8 protein-coding genes are annotated in these 20,116 nt (G+C 35.9%); all 8 read left to right on the forward strand.

Going from position 1 to position 20,116, the window contains the following annotated elements; genetic code table 11:
- Nucleotides 1-72: 72 nt before the first annotated feature.
- A complete protein-coding gene (locus J2Y60_RS18720; RefSeq protein ID WP_309922393.1) occupies nt 73-2,457 on the forward strand; it encodes an FtsX-like permease family protein in 2,385 nt (794 codons plus the stop codon).
- Between the two features lie 158 nt (nt 2,458-2,615).
- Nucleotides 2,616-5,087, forward strand: a complete 2,472-nt coding sequence (locus tag J2Y60_RS18725) for an ABC transporter permease (RefSeq protein ID WP_309922395.1) — start codon at nt 2,616-2,618, stop codon at nt 5,085-5,087.
- A 121-nt stretch (nt 5,088-5,208) separates the two neighbouring features.
- Nucleotides 5,209-7,635, forward strand: a complete 2,427-nt coding sequence (locus J2Y60_RS18730; RefSeq protein ID WP_309922397.1) for an ABC transporter permease — start codon at nt 5,209-5,211, stop codon at nt 7,633-7,635.
- Nucleotides 7,636-7,725: 90 nt separating this feature from the next.
- Nucleotides 7,726-10,146: an ABC transporter permease gene (locus tag J2Y60_RS18735; protein WP_309922400.1), complete on the forward strand. Its 2,421-nt coding sequence runs from the start codon at nt 7,726-7,728 to the stop codon at nt 10,144-10,146.
- Nucleotides 10,147-10,258: 112 nt separating this feature from the next.
- Nucleotides 10,259-12,625: an ABC transporter permease gene (locus tag J2Y60_RS18740; protein WP_309922402.1), complete on the forward strand. Its 2,367-nt coding sequence runs from the start codon at nt 10,259-10,261 to the stop codon at nt 12,623-12,625.
- A 19-nt stretch (nt 12,626-12,644) separates the two neighbouring features.
- The gene (locus J2Y60_RS18745; RefSeq protein WP_309922406.1) at nt 12,645-15,029 is read left to right on the forward strand and encodes an ABC transporter permease; all 2,385 of its coding nucleotides are present in this window, start codon (nt 12,645-12,647) and stop codon (nt 15,027-15,029) included.
- Between the two features lie 164 nt (nt 15,030-15,193).
- On the forward strand, nt 15,194-17,596 hold the full coding sequence (locus J2Y60_RS18750) for an ABC transporter permease (RefSeq protein WP_309922409.1): 2,403 nt from the start codon (nt 15,194-15,196) through the stop codon (nt 17,594-17,596).
- A 99-nt stretch (nt 17,597-17,695) separates the two neighbouring features.
- A complete protein-coding gene (locus tag J2Y60_RS18755; protein ID WP_309922412.1) occupies nt 17,696-20,080 on the forward strand; it encodes an ABC transporter permease in 2,385 nt (794 codons plus the stop codon).
- Nucleotides 20,081-20,116: the final 36 nt, after the last annotated feature.

Below are 20,116 nucleotides of genomic sequence, written 5' to 3' on the forward strand. Positions count from 1 at the left end.
TATTTTTTACCGAAACCCAAATTTTTTTAGTCTTTTAGTCCTAAAGTCATTAATCTTAAAACCTCAAAAGTCATGCTAAAGAATCATCTTAAAATAGCCCTCAGGACATTGCTAAGACATAAAAATTATACCCTAATTAATGTCGTGGGATTATCGCTTGGTTTAACAGGAGGTTTATTGATTTTTGTGTTTGTAAAATTCAATTTAAGTGTTGATGGGTACCATAAAAACTTTGATAATATTTATAGGGTAGTAAGTGATTTACAATTCAGTAAAGACCATCTCGAACACGGTAATGGTAGCCCCTACCCAATGGTAAAAGCCATTCAGAATGATATACCAGAAGTACAAAAGGCATCATTTATCGCCAAAAATATGTCTTATACCGTTGGTATTCCTAAAAGTACAACTCAGATAGATCGTTACTTAGAAAAAACAGGCATTGCTTATACTGATAAAAATTGGTTTGATATTTTCGATTACCAATGGATTGCTGGTAACCCATTGGTAATGAATGAACCTAACACTGTTGTTCTGACTAAAAAACTAGCGAAAAAATACTTTGGGGATGAAAATCCAATGGGTAAAATCGTTCAGCTTAATAATAAATTCACCCTGAAAGTAGCTGGTGTTGTAAACGATTATCCAGAAAATACGGATAATAAAATGGATATGTTTATCTCTATGGAGTCATTTAAAACCATAGAACCAAAGCAGAATATTGAAGATTGGGGATGGATAGATTCCAATAAAGAAGTTTTTGTTTTGTTAAAAAACAATGTTGCTTCCGCTGATTTTGACCGTAAAATGATAGCGTTTTCTAAAAAATATCATGGCGCAGATGCCAACGTTTTTAAGCACTATCTTCAACCTTTGAGTGATATTCACTTTAATCCGTTGTATAGAGGCATTATCAGGATAGAAACCATTTGGACTTTAGTAATCATTGGCTTGTTTTTGGTTATCACAGCTTGTATCAACTTTGTGAATTTGGCGACAGCCCAAGCCTTAAAAAGAAATAAGGAAGTAGGTATCCGAAAACTACTTGGCAGTAAACGTAGCCACCTATTTTGGCAATTCATTGCCGAAATAGCCTTAATTGTTAGTTCATCTTTGGTTTTAGCCATTGCACTTACACAACAATTCTTACCCGTTTTAAATGAATGGACACATACGAATCTTACATTTACTATTGACTACCAATTAGTTAGTTTTTTGGCTTTACTTTTCATATTAGTTATTTTATTATCTGGCTTTTATCCAGCCTTTGTATTATCAGGTTTTAATGTTACCAAGGCTTTGAAGGGTAACAATACCAATCAACAAATTGCAGGTTTTCCCATAAGGAGAAGCTTAGTTGTCGTTCAATTTACCCTTTCACAATTATTAATCATCGGCACATTTGTAGTTTTTCAACAAATGGATTTTTTCAAAAATGCAGACCTAGGGTTCAACAAAGAAGCACTTTTAATCATTCCTGTTTTTGGAGAAAGACATTACCAAACAGATGTGTTATTGAATAAACTTCGCCAAGACCCTGATGTAAAAAATGTTAGTTTTTGCTTTCGTCCGCCTGCGGATAATAGTGGTTATGGAGGTTCTATAAGGTATGCGGGTAGAGATTGGGAAGCCTTCCCAGCTCGCTCTAAGCTTGCAGATACTAATTTCCTATCAACCTTTGGTATTAACCTGATAGCTGGTAGAAACATTATCGGAAGTGATACCATCCGCGAATTTTTAATCAATGAAGAACTAGTAGCCCGACTTGGTATTAAAGATGTAAACGAAGTAATAGGGAAAGAAATAGAAGTGGGAGAATTTGGCATAAAAGCACCCATCGTAGGTGTTGTCAGGAGCTTTCATCAACGCTCGTTTCATGAGAAAATCGAACCCTTGGTGATTGGTATGCAAAAGAATAGCTTTCAGTTTGCTGGCGTAAAACTAAGTGGACAAGTGACGAGTGATAAAATTGATAAAATTAAAGCTATTTGGCAAAGTGTTTATCCTGAAAATGTATTCGAGTTTTCATTCATGGATGAAAGAATAGCGAAGTTTTACGAGCAAGAAACCATGATTTCTAAACTCCTGAATGTCTTTGCTTTGCTTGTTATTTTTATTGGTTGCTTGGGTTTATATGGCTTGGTAGCATTTATGGCAGAAACTAAAACGAAAGAAATTGGTATCCGAAAAGTTTTAGGAGCCTCTGTCCCACAAATATTATGGCTATTCGGTAAAGAGTTTGCAAAACTGGTCATCATTGCCTTTTTGATAGCCTCGCCTGTTGCATGGCTATCGGCGAATCAATGGTTACAGAATTTTGCTTATAGAATTAATATCAACATTGACATTTTTGTGGTTTCATTCTTTGTTACACTACTTTTTGCAACAATAACGGTGAGTTATGAAGCCACAAAATCAGCCTTGATGAATCCCGTAAAAAGCCTGAGAACTGAATAAATGAAGTTTGGAGTTTTGAATGCGGAGTGAGGGATTTTTTTTACCTAAGCTCAAAACGCTTTAGTCTTTTAGTCCTAAAGTCATCAATGCTACTATCTTAAAAATCGTAAACCCTAAAGTCTTTTGTCTTATTTCTAAAATCTTAAAGTCTAAAAATTATGTTCAACAGTTACTTAAAAATCGCTTTGAGAATCTTGTTTAGAAACAAGCTCTATTCCTTGGTTAATATTCTGGGCTTAGCTATTGGCGTAAGTGCGTGCTTGGTGATTTACCTGTTGGTAAGCTTTGAATTGAGTTTTGAAAACTTTCACCCCGACCGTGAACGGATTTACAGAATTACCTCTGGATTTAAAAATCAAGATGGCAAGTCCTTCTTTAATGCAGGTTTATCTGCCCCTATGCCTGAATCTATCTTACAGGAAGTACCAGGCATTGAATACCTAACGGCTTGTCATGTTTGGGAGTCTAAAGTAACAGTACCAAACGATAAAAACGACAATAAAAATTTGCCTAAAACATGGAAAAGCAATAATGCTGAAATATTAATTTGTCAGCCCCAATACTTTAACATTTTTAATTACGAATGGTTAGAAGGTAATCAAAAAACGGCTCTTCAAACACCTAATGAGGTAATATTAACAAAAAATGAAGCCGAAAAATATTTTGGTAAAATTCCTTTACAACAGGTTTTAGGGAAGCAATTATACTTTAATGACTCTTTGGTTACAACCGTAACAGGGATTGTAAAAGAATTGCCTGATAATTCTGATTTTAAATTTAAAGTTTTTATTTCCTTTAAAAGCATCGAGACAAAAAACTGGAGAAAGGAATTTCAATTGGACGAATGGACCAATACAAATTCTAGTTCAATGGCCTTTGTAAAACTTAGTCAGAATACCACAGCAGGAAATATCAATGCCAAGTTTCCGACTTTCCTAAAAAAGCATCTTGATCAAAAAGACGAATGGAATATTGGTCGTACCCTTAGTTTACAGGCTTTATCAGATATACATTTCAATGCTGAATTCGGTGATAATTTTTCCCGTCAAGTACATTTACCAACACTTTACGCCTTGCTAGGTATCGCAGTATTTTTACTATTGATTGCCGCTATCAATTTTGTCAATTTAGCCACAGCCCAATCTATCACACGTGTAAAAGAAATTGGGGTACGCAAAGTGTTGGGTAGCAATCGTAAAAGCTTGATTATACAGTTTCTATGCGAGACACTCATCATCACTACCTTAGCGGTATTGCTGTCTGTTTTGTTTGTAGAACCCATCCTTTGGATATTTGAAGATTTCGTTCCTAAAGAACTGCATTTTAATATTTTAGACCCAAACACTATTGCTTTTTTAATACTCATTACTGTCGTAACCTGTGTTTTATCGGGCTTATACCCTGCTTGGATTATTTCATCCTATCAACCTGTATCATCTTTAAAAAATCAGGTAGTGAATGGTCAAAGCCGTACGGCATTCCTCCGCAAAGCATTGATTACGTTTCAGTTTACGGCATCGCAAGTTTTTATTTTAGGCACAATCATCGTCGCTACGCAATCTAGGTTTATGATTAATAAAGACTTAGGCTTTAAGAAAGATGCTATCATTAATTTTTATAGCGATTGGCACGATACAGAAAGTAACAAGAAGAATGTATTGATTCAAAAGCTAAAACAAATTCCTGAAGTAGAAATGGTTAGTCTCGGTGATAAACCAGCCAAAAATGGATACTCTACCAACAGGGTTACCTATAGAAATGGGAAAAAAGAAGTTAAGCTAGATGTTCACAGACGCTCTGTTGATGCCAATTATATCCCAATGTATGGCTTGAAAATCGTTGCAGGAAGAAATCTTACTACTAGCGATACCGCCAAAGAATTTGTGATTAACGAAAGCTATGCAAAAGCGTTGGGCTTCAATAATCCTGAACAAGCCATTGGTCAATTTTTGATTTATTCAGGAGGAAAGGGCGATATCAATTTACCAATCGTAGGAGTAGTAGCTGATTTTCATTTACAACCCTTGCACAAGGCTATTCAGCCCTTATACATGATGTCGGAGAATAAATATGAAACGGCCTTCAACGTGAAAGTGCGTAGTAAAGGACAATCGTCTGCTGATTTCAAGGCTGTATTAGCCAAAATACAAAAGGCTTATAAGGAAGTATATCCAAATAGCTATGAAGAATTTAGTCCTACTTTCTTTGATGAAAGCATTGCCAAATTCTATGAAAAAGAAGAACGCTTTGCGAAAATATTAAATACTGCTACAGGCATTGCTATCCTGATTTCATGCATGGGTTTATTCGGCTTAGTAGCCTTTACGACCCAACAACGCACGAAAGAAATCGGTATCAGAAAAGTATTAGGCGCATCAGTAAGCCAGATTGTGAAGTTATTATCAAAAGACTTCTTGAAGTTGGTCATCCTAGGCATTGTAATAGCCTCGCCAATTGCCTATTGGGCAATGAATAAATGGCTACAAGATTTTGCTTATCGAGTAGACATCAGTTGGTGGATTTTTGCTTTGGCAGCCATTGCTTCAATCATCATCGCCTTGATTTCGGTAAGCTACCAGTCTATCAAAGCAGCCTTGATGAATCCTGTAAAGAGTTTACGAGCAGAATGAATGGATTGAGGAGTAATTTTTCACCGAAATCCAAAATATTTTAGTCCTAAATTCTAAAAATCCTAAAATCACAAATACTAAAGTCTAAAATCTAGTGTCTAAAATCTTAAAGTCATAACTCATGTTTAAAAATCATCTTAAAATAGCTTTGAGAGTCTTGTTCAGAAACAAGGTTTACTCATTCATTAATATTGCGGGGTTGGCTTTAGGAATTTCTGCCTTTTTGTTGATTTTAGAATATGTAAGCTTGGAAAGAAGCGTGAACCAATTTCATGCTAATTTACCTAATATGTATCGCCTACTGAACCAGAATAATAAAGGCGAAACATGGGCGCAAGTAGAACCAGGCTGGGCAACCAAAGCCAAAGAGCGCCTTCCAGAAATTAAAGAATATTGCAGAGTAGCCGATGGAGTAGCACAAGGCATTGTAAAAAATGAATCAAAAAATGTTTCGTTTAGAGAGAAAAAAATGGGTTATGCCGAAGGCAATTTCTTTTCCTTTTTTAGCTTTCCTCTTCTCAAAGGTTCGGCTAGTGAATTAAACAAACCTGATGTAATTTTCATGGCTGAGTCGGCTGCTAAAAAGTACTTTGATAAAGCAGACCCTATCGGGCAAACACTTACTTTATATAACCAATTTGGCAAAAAAGATTATGTCGTAAAAGGCGTCTTTGCTGACATGGGCGATAATTCGGATATAAAGTTAGATTTAGTACTTTCTTTAGAAACCCTAAAAAATCCAGCTAATTTAAATGGTAATGATTGGGCAAGTATTGAAAATTTAGACTCACAGTACATTGATACGTACTTTTTGCTTAATGAAAAAACCAATTACTTGGCACTTGAAGGTAAATTAAACACCCTTAGAAAAGAATTGAGTAAAGAAAACGATGCTACTAATTTCAGACTTCAACCCTTTTCTGAAATACATTTAGCCAGTAGTTTTTCAGACACTTATCAACACTATGGTAATGTAAAGTATGTATTTATCCTTAGTGGAATAGCGTTCCTTATTTTGGTGATAGCATGGTTCAACTATATCAACCTTAGCACAGCCAATGCCCTAAAAAGAGCTAACGAAGTAGGCGTACGAAAAGTAATCGGTGCTACTAGAAGCAACCTAGTACTTCAATTTTTAGGGGAATCGATGTTAGTTAATTTGTTTGCATTCGTGGGGGCTATATTTCTGGTTACTTTATTACAACCCTTTTTCAATCAGACAATTCAGAAAGAACTTTCTTTAACAACACTCCTCTCCTCCTCGCTTTGGATAATAGGCTTAGGTTTGTTAGTGATAGGGTCTATTGGTTCGGGTGTTTATACTGCTTTTGGTCTGGCTAATTTTAAATTGATAGAAACGCTCAAAGGCAAACTACACAAATCGACCAAGGGAATATTCTTGAGGAAATCATTGGTAGTGACACAATTCAGTATTTCCATTGCCTTAATCATTGTTACGATTATTGTTTTCAGTCAATTGAAACACATGCAAAACCAAGATTTAGGTATGAATATCAAGCAATTGTTAGTCATAAAAGGCCCAGAAATTGGTAAAGATAGTACTTATAAAAGCCGTGTAAGTGCCTTTGAAACCGATATTGCCCAACAAAGCTTTGTGACAGACTATTGCACAAGCGGAAGCGTACCTAGTAACTGGTATAATTTTACGACAGTTGGTTTCACTTCAGCAAAATCAAAAGCAGGTGATGAACAGAAGGCCTATTCATTTGTCATCATCGGCAATAACTTTTTAAAAACTTATCAGATTCCTTTAAAGGCTGGACGCAATTTTACTGCTAAAGAATGTGATGTTGATTGGAGTGATAATAGCAAAGTACTTTTGAACGAAAAAGCAATTGAACAACTAGGCTTTAAGTCGGCGACAGAGGCTGTAAACGCTAAAATCAAATGGGACGAACGTTACCTTGAAGTGATTGGAGTAGTGAAAGACTATCATCATAAAAGCTTACAAACAGCTATCGATCCGATGATTTTTTACCCTCAGAATAATTCTTCGTATTTAACGGTAAAATTGTCTGGAGAAAATATGACCTCAAAGGTAGCTACTTTAGAAAACATATTCAAAAGTCATTTTTCGGGCAATCCATTTGAGTTTTTCTTTATGGATGACAATTTCAATAAGCAGTATGAAACCGAGAGCCAATACAGCACCTTGTTCACCACAGCTTCTGTGTGGGCTATTTTCATTGCCTGTATGGGTCTTTTTGGATTAGCTACTTTCACAGTAGAATCGCGTACCAAAGAAATTGGTATTCGTAAAATCTTGGGTGCATCCGTATTGAGTATTGTACAATTGTTATCAAAAGATTTTTTGATACTTGTATTTATCGCTATCGTCATTGCTTGTCCGATTGCCTATTATTTTATGCAACAATGGCTACAAGATTTTGCGAGTAGAATAACCATTGAATGGTGGTATTTTGTAGTAGCAGGTGCTTTAGCTTTGGGAATTGCCTTGCTAACTGTTGGATACCAAGCCATCAAATCAGCCTTAATGAATCCAGTTAAAAGTTTGAGAACAGAATAAATGAGTGAAGAGTTTAGAATGCGGAGTGAGGAGTATTTTTTTACTGAAATCCAAAATCCTTTAGTCATTTAGTCCTAAAGTCATATAATCATGATACAAAATTATTTAAAAATCGCTATTCGTAATTTGCTTAGAAACAAGACTTTCTCAGCAATTAATGTCGTAGGCTTGGCTCTAGGAATTGCTACTTGCCTTATCATCATGCTCTTTGTTTATGATGAATTAAGCTATGATCGATTTAATGAAAAAGCCGACAGAATATATCGTGTTGTTTTTAAAGCCTCTATCAATGATGGAAAAATCAACGAAGCCAATGTGATGCCCCCAACAGCACAAGTATTGAAAAACGACTACCCTGAAGTCTTAGATGCTACTCGTTTACGCACCAGTGGTTCGCCTGAAATCGTGTATCACGACAAGAAATTCAAAGAAAACTCTTTTGCTTCTGTAGATGCCAATTTCTTCCAAGTATTTACTTTGCCTCTTTTGAAAGGTGATGCTAAAACGGCTTTGGTTCAACCCAATACGGCTGTCATCACAAAGGAATTAGCCAAAAAATATTTCGGTAACGAAGACCCTATCGGCAAGGTACTATTTATCAAAAGTTGGAATGAGAATTATAAAATAACAGGACTTATCGATAAAGTACCGCATAATTCGCACTTCCATTTTGATATTTTTGGCTCTATGGCAAGTGTAAAAGATGCAAAGATTGATTCATGGATGACCTCAGGATTCTTCACATATTTGGTGCTACCAGAAGGGTATGATTATAAAAAACTAGAAGCCAAATTGCCCCAAGTCATTAAAAAATATATGGGGCCTCAAATCCAAGTAGCCATGGGTATGAGCCTTTCGCAGTTTTTACAGAAAGGCAATCAACTTGGACTTTTCCTTCAACCCTTAACCAGTATTCACTTAGACGCTGGTTATACTGGTAGCATAGAAGCCAGCGGAAACATTCAATATGTTTATATTTTCGGAGCGATTGCGATATTTATGTTACTCATCGCTTGTATCAATTTCATGAACCTTTCTACGGCTGGAGCTTCCAAACGTGCCAAAGAAGTAGGCGTTCGTAAAGTATTGGGTTCTGTAAAACAAGATTTGATTACCCAGTTTTTATTTGAATCGGTACTTTTAAGCATCGTTGCACTTTTACTTTCTTTGATGTTGGTACAATTAGCATTGCCAATTTTCAATGATTTAGCCGAAAAAGATTTACAATTAGATTTCCTCAAAAACCCTCTCCTACTTCTTGCTTTTTTACTTTTTGGTTTATTGGTTGGCGTTTTGGCAGGCAGTTATCCAGCTTTTTTCCTTTCTTCTTTCAATCCTGTGGAAGTACTGAAAGGCAAATTCAAATTGGCAGGAAAAAGTATCAGTCTGAGAAGTGGTTTGGTAGTTTTTCAATTCTTTATTTCTATTGCTCTAATCATCGGTACAACGGTGGTATATCAGCAAATTAAGTTTATTCAAAGTAAAGATTTAGGCTATGCCAAAGACCAATTACTCATCATCCGAAATACTTGGTCGATGGGGAAAAATGAAGAAGTATTTCGTCAGCAAATTTTACAAGACCCAAGAGTATTGAGCGTAACCAGTGCTGGTTATTTACCAGCCGGACCGAGTGATTCAAATAATTCTCTTGGCTATCCTGACGGCGATGATTCGCAAATAATGCGAACGTTGGAGTACAAAATAGACGACCAGTATATTCCAACGATGGGTATGAAAATAATTGCTGGACGGAATTTCTCTAAAGATTTTGCAACGGATTCTACCGCAATGATTATCAACGAAACAGCAGCAAAGGCCTTCGGTTGGGGTAAAAATGCCGTTGGACATACCATTACTCGCCTAAAAAATAACGAAGGCTTGAAAATTACGTATAGAATCATTGGCGTTGTGAAGGATTTTCACTTTAAATCGCTCCACGAAAGTATCACACCTTTGTTGATGGTTTCTGAAAAAACTTATGGTTTAACCATCAAAGTAAAAGGCAAAGATGTAGAAGGTTTGTTGGCTTCATTGAAAAATCAATGGCAAAAGTTTAATACAGAAGAGCCTTTTGCCTATTCTTTCATGGACGAGTTATTTGAAAAAACGTATCAGAGCGAACAGAAAATAAGTGTCATTTTAAGTATTTTCTCAGGACTGACCATTTTTGTGGCATGTTTAGGATTATTTGGCTTAGCCACTTTCACGGCTGAACAACGTACTAAAGAAATTGGGGTTCGCAAGGTGCTAGGTGCTTCGGTACAACAAATCGTAACCTTACTTTCTAAAGAGTTCCTCAAATTGGTATTAGTAGCCTGCTGTTTAGCTTTTCCGTTAGGATATTGGCTCATGGACAAGTGGCTACAAGATTTTGCATATCGAATTGATATTAACGCATGGGTATTTGTATTGGCAGGAGTATTAGCTGTCCTCATTGCTTTGTTGACTATTAGTTATCAAGCGATTAAAGCTGCCTTGGCGAATCCCGTAAAAAGTTTACGAACAGAATGATTTGAATTGGGAGTTTTGAATGCAGTGTGAGGAGTATTTTCATTTAAACTCAAAATCCCAAATCTAAAATTCTACAGTCATTTAGTCCTGAAATCTTTAAATCATAAATATCATGCTACAAAACTATCTAAAAATAGCCCTTAGGAATTTATGGCGTAATAAACTGTATTCAATCTTGAATATTGGTGGACTGGCTACGGGTTTAGCCGCCGCCATGCTGATTTTACTTTTTGTTTCGCATGAATTTAGCTACGACCAATTTCACGAAAAAGGTAATAGAATTTATAGAATATTATCGGTGAGTAAATACGGGGAACAAACTGTTCAGTTTACAGCGATGAATGCGAAGTTGGGTGAATTATTAAAAGAAGCTAACCCTGAAGTAGAAGAGTTTATCAGAATAAACAATGAAAGGAATATTACTTTCAAAAATGCACTTCATCCTGAAATCAAATTCAAAGAAGAATCGCTTTCATTCGTTGACCCTGCTTTTTTCAAAGTGTTTACTTTTAAAACCTTACAAGGCAATGATAAATCGTTCTTGAACAATCCTTTCAGTTTGGTCATTTCAGAGAAGGTTGCGAAAAAATATTTTGGCAATGAAAACCCTATCGGAAAAACGTTATTGCTAGAAGGCAAACAAGTTTTCACAGTGACGGGTGTTATGGCTCAAATGCCTTCTAATTCAACTTTTCAGTTTGAATTAATTACTCCTATATCTACTTTTCCCAAATTAGATGCCTCTAAGCTATCAATTTGGGAGCGTGCGGGTTCGTTTGAAACCTTTTTATTATTGAATAAGCAGCAGTCTGTCTCTAAAGTAGAAAAGACGATTATTAAAGCGGGTAAACTATCAGGAGGATTTGATGAAACGGCGACCTATTCACTTGAACAATTTGATAAACTTCATAACGGAAGCAATTTTTCGGATAAAACAAACACAAAATTTGCCTTGATTTTTTCGGGCATAGCGATATTGATTTTAGTGCTGGCATTGTTCAACTACATGAGCCTGACAACCGCCAGAGCCACGATTAGAGCAAAGGAAGTAGGCATCAGAAAAGTAGTGGGTGCCGAACGCCTAGGATTAGTAAAGCAGTTTTATGTAGAAGCCTTTATCTATTGTTTATGTTCTTTTGTACTAGCCTTTTTGTTATTAGAAATACTACGTCAGCCATTTTACGACATTTTGGGCATGGTGGTAGATACCTCTTTTATGAAAAGCCCTCTTTTTATAGGCTTACTGTTATCAATATTTGCCTTGAGTATTCTATTATCTGGAAGTTACACCTCGCTTTTTCTATCAAGATTCAGCCCGATAGAAGTACTAAAAGGTAAGTTTTCAAGCCAACAGAGTGGTGCAATCGTTCGTAAGGGATTTTTAATTTTCCAGTTCTCTGTTTCGGTAGTCCTTATCATCTGCACCTTGGTAGTACAAAAACAACTGGATTTTATGCGAAACATGGATTTGGGACTAACCAAAGACCAAGTTTTGGTATTGCCTATTGAAGAAAGTGCTGCCTCAAAAATCGCATTGTTCAACAATGAACTCAAGCAAATAAGTGGCGTAAAAAGTGTTTCAACCGTTTCAACGCCCTTATACAAAGGCGTAAATGCATGGTTTACTAAGTCATTGATTTCAAAAAAAGAAGTTACATTATTTTCTATCAGTACCGACGAAAATTTCTTTAATACTGTTGATTTGAAATGGCTGAAAGCACCTATTGACAATAAAAACTTAACAGCAAAAGTCTATCTAAACGAAGTAGCTGTAAAACAAATGGAGTTGGGTGATAATCCTGTAGGAAAATCTGTGAACCTCGGAAGTGGTACAACCATAGTCGGTGGTATCATGAAAGATTTTCACTACAATGGTGTCAAATCAAAAATAGAAGCATTGATGATTTCAGTACCTGCCCCCAATCCTGCTGAAACATTATCTGGTTGTATTTATCTGCGGTTAGACTCAAAAACCGATGTGCAAGCAAAAGTGGCACAAGTGCAAAACATCTACGAAAAATATCAAAGCGAGAAGCCCTTTGAATTTTATTTCCTAGATGAAGCTTTTCAAAAGACATTCAGTGATGAAGTACGTATGTCAAAGATGTTTTTCAGCTTCACTAGTATCGCTATTCTGATAGCTTGTTTAGGTCTTTTTGGATTAATTACGTTTTTGGCAGAGCAAAAAGACAAAGAAATCGGTATCAGAAAAGTATTAGGTGCCAACATCAGGAACATTGTATTCCTCCTTTCTAAAGACTTCCTAGGGCTTGTTATCATTGCCAACTTCATAGCCATTCCATTGGCTTGGTGGGCTATGCAAAAATGGTTGCAAGACTTTGTCTTTAGAATATCCCTGACTTGGGAAACCTTTCTGTTGGCAAGTTTAACCAGTATGGCGTTAGCCTTCGTTACAGTAAGTTATCAAGCGTTGAAATCAGCAGTGGCGAATCCTATCAAGAGCCTCCGCAATGAATAAAAACTAACCCATTAAAGCGATGTTACAAAACTATTTAAAAATAGCTATCCGAAACCTCCGACGCAATAAGGTGTTTTCGTTTATCAATATTGCAGGATTGAGCATTGGCTTGGCCTGTTGTATGTTAATCGTGCTTTATACCAAAGACGAAGTCAGTTACGACCGTTTCCATAAAAATGTCAATCAGATTTATAGAATTACCTCTACTGAAACTGCTCCAGACGGTAAAGTACAAAAATTTGGGATTACAGGCATGATGCCTGGCCCTAGTTTTAAAGAGCAATTGCCCGAGATTGAAAACTACGTCCGTATGCAAGGCGAAAGTTATAATATCAAAAAAGGCAATGATATTCTGGTACAAGATGCCATGAAGGTGGATAGTTCTTTCTTCACCATTTTCACTTTTGACTTTGCAGAAGGTTCTGCTAAAACGGCTTTAAAAGACCCACAATCTGTCGTGATTTCGGAGGAAGTTGCCGAAAAGTATTTTGGAAAACAGTCCGCTTTAGGCAAAACATTGTCTATTAATTACGATGATACATTTCAAGATTTTACCGTAGGTGCTGTTACCAAAAAGACTCCACAGAATTCATCTATCAAGATTGATTTATTGATGCCATATCACCGCGATAAAACGCATGATGACCAATGGATAAATTTTTATTTAAACACGATAGTAACCTTAAAACCTTTTGCTAACCCAAAGGCCTTAGAAGCAAAATTTGCCAGTATTTATGCGCGTGAAGCAAAAGGGCAATTGATTGAAGCGAAAGAAAAATGGAATTACCAAAGTACCATACAATATGGATTGCAACCCTTTTTAGATGTTCACCTTTCTACTGAGTTCAGAGCAGCTAATGGGCTAAGAGACGAAAGTAATCCCATGTATTCGTATGTTCTAATTGGGTTGGCTATTTTTTTATTGCTGATTGCCTGTATCAATTTTGTAAACCTAACAGTAGCCCGTTCGGTAAAAAGAAGTAAGGAAATCGGCATCCGAAAAGTAGTAGGTGGCGACCGCAAACAACTTATCTGGCAATTCATGGGCGAATCATTTGTCTTGAGCCTCATTGCCTTTCTGTTAGCCATCGTTTTGGTAGAACTAACCTTACCTATCTTCAATGGCTTATCAAACAAAGCATTGTCATTGAAATACCTTTTTGATGTTCAACTGATTGCTGCTTATTTTTGCTTGTTCCTCCTCACAGGATTTTTGGCAGGTATTTATCCAGCGTTGGTATTATCAAGCTTTAGTCCTGTCGATACACTATATGGTCGTTTTAAGCTTTCGAAGGGTAGTTTCTTACAAAAAAGTCTTGTAGTTTTTCAATTTTCGTTAGCAGCCTTTATGATGATGGCTACCTTGATTCTATACGCTCAATTTGATTTTTTAGTCAAACAGGATTTAGGGTATAAAGACGATAATATCATAGAATTGTCAACTGGCAGAATGACCTACACCGAAACGCAGACCTTTAAGCAAGAATTGTTAAAAAATCCAGCTATTGAAAACGTAGCACCACGTCAAGGTGGCTTTTGGAATACGATTGCGCGTGTCAACGGTAAAAAAGACATGACTTTTGCCTTTGATATTGTTGATCAAGATTACCTGCCTACCTTACAAATACCGATGGTACAAGGTAGAAATTTCTCTAAAGACTTCCCTTCAGATACCGCACAAGCCATTTTAGTTAATGAAGCGTTTGTCAAAGAAGCAGGCTGGAAAAACCCAATCGGCCAAACGGTTGATTTCTTTTCGCGCAATAGAAAGTTTCAGGTAGTAGGTGTAGTGAAAGACTATCACTTTTCTTCTTTATACGAAACCATCAAGCCTCAATTATTTACTAGCAACCCAGAGATGAGTCAGTATGCGCAACTGAATATCAAAATTAAGCCAAGCAATACGCCTGCTAGTTTAAAATACATCGAAAAGGTATTTAAAAAACTACGCCCTACTCAGCCCTATATCTATGAATTTAAAGACCAAATCAACCAGAAACAGTATGAGAAAGAAGCAAAATGGAAGCAAATCATTAGCTTTTCGGCTATCTTAATCATGTTTATTTCTTGTATTGGTCTTTTTGGTTTAGCCACGCTTTCTGCCGAAAAACGCACCAAAGAAATAGGTATCAGAAAAGTACTTGGTGCAAGTGCTTTAGCCATCGTTTCTATGCTAACCAAAGACTTTTTGAAATTAGTGTTTGTGTCGGTAGTACTTGCATTTCCATTAGCTTGGTGGTCTGCCAGTAAATTCTTAGAAAGTTACCCATACCGAATCAACATTGGTGGCTGGATGTTCGCATTGGTGTTAGTTCTTTTAGTATGTATTACGATATTAACGATCAGCTACCAAGCCTTTAAATCTGCCTTAGCAAATCCTGTAAATAGTTTAAGGTCTGAATAAAAGAGGCTAAATATTTTGTTCAAAACCGCACAAGAAGTGTCCGAAAACGGACACTTCTTTTTTTGTAAAAATACATAATCTACTGAAAATCAAACAGATAATTTTTTGGTTATGTTTTTGAAAATATATATTACATATTACCATCAAAATAACCTCATCACGCTATGTTTAAAAATTACTTCAAAATCGCCTTCAGAAATCTTGTTAGGAATAAAGTATATTCTTTTATCAACATCGGTGGATTAGCAGTTGGTATGGCTGTAGCAATGCTAATTGGTTTATGGATTCATGATGAATTGTCATTCAATAAATATCATACAAATTATGATAAAATAGGTGTTGGAATGCAGCATCAAACAGAAAATGGAACTGTTTACACAGGCAATGCGATGCCTTTCCCGATAGGTTCTGAACTTAAAAATAAATATGGCAATAACTTTAAATATTTAGCCATGGCTTCGTGGGAAGGAGACCATATTTTATCTACTAATGACAAGCAATTATCTAAAGGTGGTATTTATTTCGATACTGATGCCCCAAAGATGTTGTCACTGAAAATGTTGAAGGGAACGAATGAAGGACTGCAAACGCCCAATTCTATTTTACTTGCAGCATCAACGGCAAAAGCTTTTTTTGGCGAGGCCGACCCTATTAACCAAACCATGAAAATTGATAATAAACTGAATGTAAAAGTAACAGGCGTATATGAAGACCTACCTTTTAATGCTACTTTCAGAGATTTGAAATTCATTGCCCCTTGGGATTTATACGTTTCTTCAGAAGATTGGATTAAAAGAGCAAGAGATAACAATCAATGGGATAATAATTCATTTCAATTATATGCTCAAATAGCCGATAATACTGATTTTGAAACTGTCAATAAGCGAATACTTCGTTCAAAATTCAACAATTTGCCTAAAGAAGAAAGACGATTTGATGCTAAAATTTTCTTTCAACCAATGGCTGACTGGCACTTGAAATCTAACTGGAAAAATGGTGTAAATACGGGTGGGTTAATAGAATACGTTTGGTTGTTTGGTATTGTAGGTATTTTTGTATTGTTATTAGCGTGTATCAATTTCATGAATTTAAGCACTGCTCGTTCTGAAAAGCGTGCAAAAGAAGTAGGCGTTCGTAAAGCGATAGGTTCTGTTCGTGGACAATTAATTGCACAATTCCTGAGTGAGTCATTATTGGTAGTAGCCTTTTCATTTATATTTTCAATCATTATTGTAGAGCTTGCTCTACCCTTCTTCAATGAGGTTTCCGATAAAAAAATGACGATTCTATGGACAGACCCTTTGTTCTGGATTCTTTCACTTGGTTTTAGTTTACTCACTGGCTTAGTTGCTGGTAGTTATCCTGCTTTATATTTATCCTCTTTCCAACCCGTTAAAGTATTAAAGGGTACTTTCAAGGCTGGTCGTTTTGCGGCCATTCCCCGCAAAGTATTAGTAATATTTCAGTTCACAGTTTCTGTAGCGTTAATCATCGGTACTATCATCATTTACAAACAAGTACAGTTTTCAAAAAACAGACCTATTGGCTATAATAGAGATGGCTTAATGATGATATTGATGAAAACGCCAGATTTTTATGGAAAATTTGATTTGCTCCGTAATGAATTAAAAGCATCTGGAGCTATTGTTGAATTAGCAGAATCATCAAGTCCATTAACAGAAGTATGGTCAAACTCTGGTGGTTTTTCTTGGGAAGGCAAAGACCCTAATTTTGATACAGATTTTGCAAACATTAGAGTTACCCATGAATTTGGAAAAACAGTAGGTTGGAAGTTTAAAGAAGGAAGAGATTTTTCAAGAGATTTTTCTACTGATTCATTAGGGTTGGTTATTAATGAAGCAGCCGTAAAGTTTATGGGCATTAAAAATCCTGTTGGAAAAACAGTTACATGGGGGACTGGTAAAAATGCATCAAATTTTACCATTATTGGGGTAATTAAAGATATGCTGATGCAGTCGCCATACAAACCCGTAAAGCAATCTTTTTACTTCTTGAGTTCACATGATGTAAATTGGATAACCCTGAAGTTGAATCCTAATAAAAGTGCGAGCGAGTCTATTTCAAAAATTGAAGCCACCTTCAAAAAGTATATTCCCTCAGTTCCTTTCGACTATAAATTTGCAGATGATGAATTTGCTAATAAATTCAAAACCGAAGAGCGCATCGGAAAACTAGCCTTGTTTTTTGCTGCCCTTGCTATCTTTATTTCATGCTTAGGGTTGTTCGGGCTGGCATCTTTTGTAGCTGAACAAAGAACCAAAGAAATTGGTATCAGAAAAGTATTAGGTGCTACGGTACTAAACCTATGGACTTTGCTTTCAAAAGATTTTTTATTGCTCGTATTGGTATCACTCATTACAGCAACGCCTCTTGCCTATTACTTTATGCACAATTGGTTACAGAAATATGAATATAGAACAGATATTTCTTGGTGGGTTTTCGCTTTTGCTGGACTAGGAGCCTTAGTTATCACATTATTAACGGTTAGTTTTCAAGCAGTAAAAGCGGCTTTGGCTAATCCTGTAAAGAGCCTAAGGACAGAATGATTTAGAGTTAGGAGTTTTTGAATCTAGCGTGTTTTTTCGTCAAAATACCAAATCTAAAAACCTTTAGTCTTTTAGTCATCAATCTAAAGTCATATCATTATGTTTAGAAATTATTTCAAAATCGCCTTTCGTAATCTTGTTAAAAACAAGGGATATTCCATAATTAACATTGGTGGATTAGCAGTCGGTATGGCAGTAGCAATACTGATTGGTTTGTGGATTCATGATGAATTGTCGTTCAATAAATATCATAAAAACTATGATAGAATTGTACAAGTGATGCAACATCAAACCTTTAATGGCGAAGTGGGTACGCAGACAGCTAATCCCTATTTACTAGGTGCTGAAATTCGTGAAAAATATGGAAGCGATTTCAAATTTGTACTAATGTCTTCTGGAAGAAGAAAGCATATCTTGAAGTTTGGTGATAAAAAACTTTCTATACGAGGCGAATACTTTGAAGCCGATGCACCAGAAATGCTTAGCCTAAAAATGCTGAAAGGAACAAATAATGGATTGAAAGACCCATCATCTATCTTAATTGATGAATCTACAGCAAAAGCATTTTTTGGTAATGAAAATCCTTTATTCAAATCGTTCAAAGTTGATAATAGATTTGATTTAAAAGTAACTGGCGTTTATGAAGATATTCCTTATAATTCCGATTTTCATGATTTAGCATTCATCGCTCCTTGGGACCTTTACATAAAAAATGAAAATTGGGATGAAAAGCTAAGTAATCCTTGGCGAAGCAATGCCTTTCAAACCTATGCACAATTGGCTGACAATGCGGATGTGGATAAGGTTTCTGCAAAAATAAAAGATGTAAAACTCCTTAAGGTAGATAAAGCAGGTGCTTCTTTTAAACCGGAAGTATTTCTACATCCCATGAATAAATGGCATCTATATTCTGAGTTTAAAAATGGCATAAACACAGGGGGTAAAATTGAGTTTGTTTGGCTATTTGGCATTATTGGGATATTTGTGTTGCTATTGGCTTGTATCAATTTTATGAACCTAAGTACGGCTCGTTCTGAAAAACGTGCGAAAGAGGTTGGCGTTAGAAAAGCCATTGGCTCAATGCGTAGCCAATTAATCATTCAGTTTCTTAGTGAATCTTTCTTGGTAGTATTTATCGCTTTTGTGCTATCCTTATTATTGGTAGAACTTAGTTTACCTGCTTTCAATGAAATAGCTGATAAAAAAATGGTTATCCTGTTCACGAGCCCAGTTTTTTGGCTTTTAGATTTAGGTTTTTGTTTAATAACAGGTTTTATTGCGGGAAGTTACCCAGCTTTATATTTATCTTCTTTTCAACCTATTAAAGTGTTGAAAGGAACTTTCAGAATCGGGCATTTTGCCTCAATGCCTAGAAAAGTTTTAGTAGTCTTGCAGTTCACTGTTTCAATTACTTTAATCATTGGAACGATTATTATCTTTAACCAAATTCAATTTGCCAAAAATCGTCCAATAGGTTATAATAATTCAGGCTTATTAACAATGTTTGTCAACACGCCTGAATTATTACAGCACTATAATGCCATCAGAAATGATTTGATACAGACTGGTGCTGTATCAGAAATGTCTGAATCTTCAAGTCCTACAACGGGCGTTTGGGCAATTAATAATGGTTACGATTGGAAAGGCAAAGACCCAAATGTTCAAGGCAATTTTGGCACAGTAGCAGTAACCCACGATTTCGGAAAGACTGTGGGTTGGCAATTTAAAGAAGGGAGAGATTTCTCAAGAGCATTTTCAACTGATTCTACAGGGGTTGTATTGAACGAGGCTGCAGTAAAATTTATGGGCATCAAACAAGTAGTTGGTGAAACCATGAAAATCGACGGCAAACCTTATAAAATACTAGGCGTAGTAAAAGATATGGTCATGAATTCACCGTATGAACCTGCTTTACGTACTGTTTTTGTATTAGACTATAAATGGATAAATATCATTAATATCAAAATTAATCCCAAGGTAAGTTCCTCAGAAGCATTAGGAAAAATTGAGACTACTTTAAAAAAATATGCTCCTGATATTCCATTCGATTATTGGTTTGCTGATGATGAATATAATCTAAAATTTCTTAATGAAGTAAGAATTGGGAAACTGACTTCATTCTTTGCAGTACTTGCTATTTTTATTTCATGCTTAGGCTTATTCGGGCTAGCCTCTTTTGTAGCCGAACAAAGAACGAAGGAAATTGGTATCAGAAAAGTATTAGGAGCTACCGTTCTGAATCTATGGACTTTACTCTCAAAAGAATTTGTATTGCTCGTACTGATTTCGCTTTTGACAGCCACTCCAATTGCCTATTATTATATGCACAATTGGTTACTAAGCTATGATTACAGAACAGATATTTCTTGGTGGATTTTCGCTTTTGCTGGTCTTGGTGCCTTAGTTATTACATTATTAACGGTAAGCTTTCAGGCTATTAAAGCAGCCTTGGCTAATCCTGTAAAGAGTTTAAGGACGGAGTAACATATCATTACAATGAAATAAACCTAAAAATAAAAA

The sequence above is a fragment of the Arcicella sp. BE140 genome, from assembly GCF_031456255.1.
Lineage (GTDB): Bacteria > Bacteroidota > Bacteroidia > Cytophagales > Spirosomataceae > Arcicella > Arcicella aquatica.

What these genes read in the sequence shown, in the direction of transcription:
- J2Y60_RS18730 (WP_309922397.1), top strand. Translation starts at nt 5,209, where the DNA reads ATGTTTAAAAATCATCTTAAAATAGCTTTGAGAGTCTTGTTCAGAAAC.
- J2Y60_RS18725 (WP_309922395.1), top strand. Translation starts at nt 2,616, where the DNA reads ATGTTCAACAGTTACTTAAAAATCGCTTTGAGAATCTTGTTTAGAAAC.
- J2Y60_RS18750 (WP_309922409.1), top strand. Translation starts at nt 15,194, where the DNA reads ATGTTTAAAAATTACTTCAAAATCGCCTTCAGAAATCTTGTTAGGAAT.
- J2Y60_RS18720 (WP_309922393.1), top strand. Translation starts at nt 73, where the DNA reads ATGCTAAAGAATCATCTTAAAATAGCCCTCAGGACATTGCTAAGACAT.
- J2Y60_RS18740 (WP_309922402.1), top strand. Translation starts at nt 10,259, where the DNA reads ATGCTACAAAACTATCTAAAAATAGCCCTTAGGAATTTATGGCGTAAT.
- J2Y60_RS18745 (WP_309922406.1), top strand. Translation starts at nt 12,645, where the DNA reads ATGTTACAAAACTATTTAAAAATAGCTATCCGAAACCTCCGACGCAAT.
- J2Y60_RS18735 (WP_309922400.1), top strand. Translation starts at nt 7,726, where the DNA reads ATGATACAAAATTATTTAAAAATCGCTATTCGTAATTTGCTTAGAAAC.
- J2Y60_RS18755 (WP_309922412.1), top strand. Translation starts at nt 17,696, where the DNA reads ATGTTTAGAAATTATTTCAAAATCGCCTTTCGTAATCTTGTTAAAAAC.